The organism is Ochrobactrum sp. SFR4 (assembly GCF_019730395.1).
In the GTDB taxonomy this organism is placed as follows: Bacteria; Pseudomonadota; Alphaproteobacteria; order Rhizobiales; family Rhizobiaceae; genus Pseudochrobactrum.
Window position 1 is genome coordinate 1 of sequence record NZ_JAAPBB010000335.1, and the last position, 374, is coordinate 374.

A 374-nucleotide genomic window follows, 5' to 3' on the forward strand; every position below is an offset into this window, starting at 1 on the left:
ATCGCTCAGGACTTCAGCGATGATTTCACCCGTATTAGCATCTACGCCAAGATGCAGTTTGCGCCACTGTTTTTGGGATTTGCCGCCATGCTTGTCCTCAAGCCACTGGCCTGCGCTATAAATCTTCAATCCCGTGCTGTCGTCAAGGACATGAATGGGTTCATGGCTTGCATTAATCCTGTTACGATCCGGAGCATTCAAAAGCGCCAGATTGGCACAGCGTCTGCTCAGTGTCGTATGATCAGGCACTGGTAGATCGAGGCCCATCAATTGCAACAAAGACGTCATCAAGCCTTCGGTCTGGCGCAAGGGCTGATGGAAAACGATCCCGCACATCACAGATGTTTCAATCGCCAGATCAGAATAGCGCGACT

General features: G+C 50.8%; 1 protein-coding gene. It reads right to left on the reverse strand.

Translation table 11 applies throughout. The annotated features are described in order from the left end of the window. On the reverse strand, positions 1 to 374 hold a 374-nt coding region (locus HBA93_RS19245), incomplete at both ends, for a transposase (protein ID WP_221724368.1).